This is a genomic window from Saccharomonospora iraqiensis subsp. paurometabolica YIM 90007, from assembly GCF_000231035.2.
GTDB lineage: Bacteria > Actinomycetota > Actinomycetes > Mycobacteriales > Pseudonocardiaceae > Saccharomonospora > Saccharomonospora paurometabolica.
Genome location: NZ_KI912245.1, coordinates 46,954 through 50,094, shown reverse-complemented (window position 1 = coordinate 50,094; position 3,141 = coordinate 46,954). Strand labels below are relative to the sequence as shown.

Sequence of the window (3,141 nt, the reverse complement as noted above, 5' to 3'; positions counted from 1 at the left end):
AGTTCGACCAGCGCGGGTTCGACCCGGTTGTCCAGCGGCCCCTCCGGGGAGCCGCCGACGGTGTCCCCGTCGCGCACGGCGCGGGGGACCAGCGCCCGCACGGTCGACGTCTGGCTCAGCGGCATCCCGCGGCGCGCCAGCCACTCCCGCAACGCCCCCGTGACGACGGCGAGGACCACGTCGTTCACGGTGCCCCCGTGCCGCCGCCGGACCCGGCGGAGGTCCTCGAGGTCCGTGCGTACCCCGGCGAACACCCTGCCGCGGCTCACCTGCGCGTTGAGCGGGCTCGGGGCCGCGGGGCGGAGCACCGAGTGCACCGCCGAGGCCACCTCCTCCACCGCACCGAGCATCCGGTCGGCGGTACTGGCGACGTCCCGTACGGCCGTCCGGACGTTCTCCACCATCTCCGCGGGGCGGCGCACCGTGTCGGCGACGGCGTCGGTCACCAGACGCACCCGCCCCGGGCGGGGCCGCGCGGTCCAGAACTCCTCGGCGGGTCCGGGTTCGGTGGGCTCGTCGTCGAGCAGCAACTGTCCCAGATCGAGCGATCCGATGCCGTCCACCATCGACTGGTGCGTCTTGGTCACCAGCGCCACCCGGTTCCCGGCCAGCCCCTCGACCATGTACAGCTCCCACAGCGGCCGCTCGACGTCGAGCGGCCGCGCCAACAGCCGGGCCACCAGCTCGAACAGCTGCCGGTGGGTCCCCGGCTCGGGCAGCGCCGAGCGGCGCACGTGATAGTTCAGGTCGAAGTCGACGTCGTCCACCCACACCGGCCGGGACAGATGCCCCGGGACCGGCCGCACCCGCCTGCGGTAGCGCGGCAGGTACGCCAGCCTGCGGCCGACCAGGGACAGCAGCTGGCCGTAGTCGAACCCCGTCTCCGGCCGCTCGACGATCGCGATGCCGCCCACGTGCAGCGGGGTGGCGGGCCGCTCCGCGTACAGGAACGAGGCGTCCAGCGCGGAGAGACGGTCGGTCATGATCCGATCCTGACAGATCCGGGCGGCCGCCGCCGCGACGAGCCGGGCGGGTGGGAAACTGACGGTGTGGCAGGTACACGCGCCCGGGGCGGCAGCGCAGCACAGGGTGGGGACGCCACGCACGGAACGGGCGCCGGATCGCCCAAGGACCGGTTCCTGACCGTCTACGGGCGCAAGCCCGTGCTGGAGGTCCTGGGCGACCGCACCCTCGATGTCGACAAAGTGATCTTGGCGGACACCGCGCGTGGGCCGGCGGTGGCCGAGATCGAACGCGCGGCCGGTGCGCGCGGTGTCCCGGTCCGACGCGCCGACGCCCACCGGGTGAAGGTGCTCGCGGGCAACGGGAAACAGGACCAGGGTGTGCTGGCCGACGTCGTGGCGCCCCGGATGCGGCCGCTGGCGGCGGCGCTGGACTCGCCCACTCCCCCGGCCCCGGTGCTCGTGCTCGACGGCGTCACCACGTCCGCGAACGTGGGGATGATCCTCCGGACGGCGACCGCCGCGGGCCTCGGTGGCGTCGTGGTGCCGCACCGGGGTGTGGCCGCGCTGGACCCGCTGGTGGTGAAGGCCTCGGCCGGGGTGGCCTTCCGGGCGCCCGTGCTGCGCTGCGCGACCGCGGCGGAGGCCGTCGAACAGCTCACCGAGTCGGGCTACGCCGTGTACGCCCTCGGTGCCCGGCCGGACACCGACCCGGGGGTGGGGGTGGAGTCGCTGTTCACCTGCGAACTGCCCGCCCGGACGGCGTTCGTGCTCGGCGGCGAGACGCAGGGGGTCGGCGCCGACGTGGCCGATCTCGTCGCGGGCTGGGTGTCGATCCCCATGCCGGGTGACGTCGAATCGCTCAACGTCTCCTCGGCCGCGGCGGTCGTCTGCTTCGACCTGGTCCGCCGCGCTCGGACCCGCTGAACCGGCGTCAGTCCGCACCGCAGCGAGTCCCTGCCTCAGCAGAAGGCGGGTTCCTCCGGGAACAGGGCGGCGAGTTCCGTCAGGGTCTGCGCCACCGACACGTGCCGGACACCGACCATCCCGGCCGCCACGGCACCCGCGACATACCGGGGCGAGTCGTCCACCAGCACGCACTCGGCCGCGGTGAGGCCGAGACGGCGGGCCGTCAGGTGGTAGATCTCCGGGTCCGGTTTCGCGGCGCCGACCTCCCCCGAGAACACCAGGGTGTCGAATCGGCCGGACAGGCGCGCGCGGACGTCACCCCCGCCCGCCGCGTTGGACAGCACCGCCGCACGCACGCCGCCCGCACGGGCACGGTCGACCGCACGCAACAGCGGTCCGGCTTCCGGATCGGTCAGCACGCCCGCGTGATCCAGCACGAGTCCGCGCAGCATCCGGTCACCGTAGCCGAGGACCCACGCGAATAGCACCGCAGCCCGGTGTGCGCCGCCCGGGAGCGGAGTATTTCACCTCTTCAGGCGGCCTGCGGATCCGAAAACCGGTCGGTAACCCTCTCTACCGGTGGAGGCGGTCGAGGGGGCCGCCGCCACCGAGCAGAGGCGACGAGGGAGGGGACCGCTCATGCACCCGTTCTCACCGGACAGCGGGGTCGTTCCGCTGAAGCCGTACGAACCCGGGCACATCGACGACCCGCCGGACCCACCTTCGGTCGCGGACGGTCAGCTCACCCTCGACGAACTCCTCGTCGAACGGTACGAGGAGGAGCGACGTCGCAGCTCGGTCACTCCCCCGGGACGTCGGCTCCTGCACCGGGTGCTGACCGGGCTGCTCGAGGCCTACACCGGACGGCGTCCGCTCGCCCAACTGACGGACTGGCTGGACCCGCCGCTGTACCGACGTCTGCGGGCCACCGTGCCGGGCAACGACCGGCCGCGCTACGTCCTGCGGAACATCCACGTCTGCCGCCCGGCCGAAGAGGCGCTGGAGCTGTGCGGCACCGCCACCGCCCCGACCCGGGCCTGCGCGGTGACGGCCCGGTTCGAGCACGGGGTGCACGGCTGGCTGTGCGTGTCGTTCAGCGTGCTCGAACCGGGCTGACGGCGCATGCCGGGATCAGCGACGCGCGCCCTTCTTGTTCTTCTTCGCCTGTTCGCGGGCGGCGGCGCGGCGCTCCCGTCGCGAGCCGCCACCCCCGGAGCCGCCGGCCTGCCCGCCGTTGCCCGCGCTCTCCTCGGCCCCGGCCGTGCCGTCA

4 protein-coding genes are annotated in these 3,141 nt (G+C 73.9%); 2 read left to right on the top strand and 2 right to left on the bottom strand.

Annotated features, from left to right (window positions below; genetic code table 11):
• A partial coding sequence (locus SACPADRAFT_RS0214185) for a wax ester/triacylglycerol synthase family O-acyltransferase (protein ID WP_007027053.1) occupies positions 1 to 983 on the bottom strand: 983 nt, incomplete at its 3' end.
• A 156-nt stretch (positions 984 to 1,139) separates the two neighbouring features.
• On the opposite strand from SACPADRAFT_RS0214185, the gene SACPADRAFT_RS0214180 reads away from it, so the two are divergent.
• The gene (locus SACPADRAFT_RS0214180) at positions 1,140 to 1,889 is read left to right on the top strand and encodes a TrmH family RNA methyltransferase (RefSeq protein ID WP_051442466.1); all 750 of its coding nucleotides are present in this window, start codon (positions 1,140 to 1,142) and stop codon (positions 1,887 to 1,889) included.
• A gap of 35 nt (positions 1,890 to 1,924) precedes the next feature.
• Here SACPADRAFT_RS0214180 and SACPADRAFT_RS0214175 read toward each other — a convergent pair whose 3' ends face one another.
• On the bottom strand, positions 1,925 to 2,323 hold the full coding sequence (locus tag SACPADRAFT_RS0214175; protein WP_028662461.1) for an HAD-IA family hydrolase: 399 nt from the start codon (positions 2,321 to 2,323) through the stop codon (positions 1,925 to 1,927).
• A 187-nt stretch (positions 2,324 to 2,510) separates the two neighbouring features.
• Between SACPADRAFT_RS0214175 and SACPADRAFT_RS0214170 the strand changes: the two genes are divergently transcribed.
• On the top strand, positions 2,511 to 2,987 hold the full coding sequence (locus tag SACPADRAFT_RS0214170; protein ID WP_007027050.1) for an Rv3235 family protein: 477 nt from the start codon (positions 2,511 to 2,513) through the stop codon (positions 2,985 to 2,987).
• Positions 2,988 to 3,141 lie beyond the last annotated feature (154 nt).

Excerpts from the sequence above, each read along its gene's own strand:
- SACPADRAFT_RS0214175 (WP_028662461.1), bottom strand. The coding sequence starts at position 2,323 with ATGCTGCGCGGACTCGTGCTGGATCACGCGGGCGTGCTGACCGATCCG.
- SACPADRAFT_RS0214170 (WP_007027050.1), top strand. The coding sequence starts at position 2,511 with ATGCACCCGTTCTCACCGGACAGCGGGGTCGTTCCGCTGAAGCCGTAC.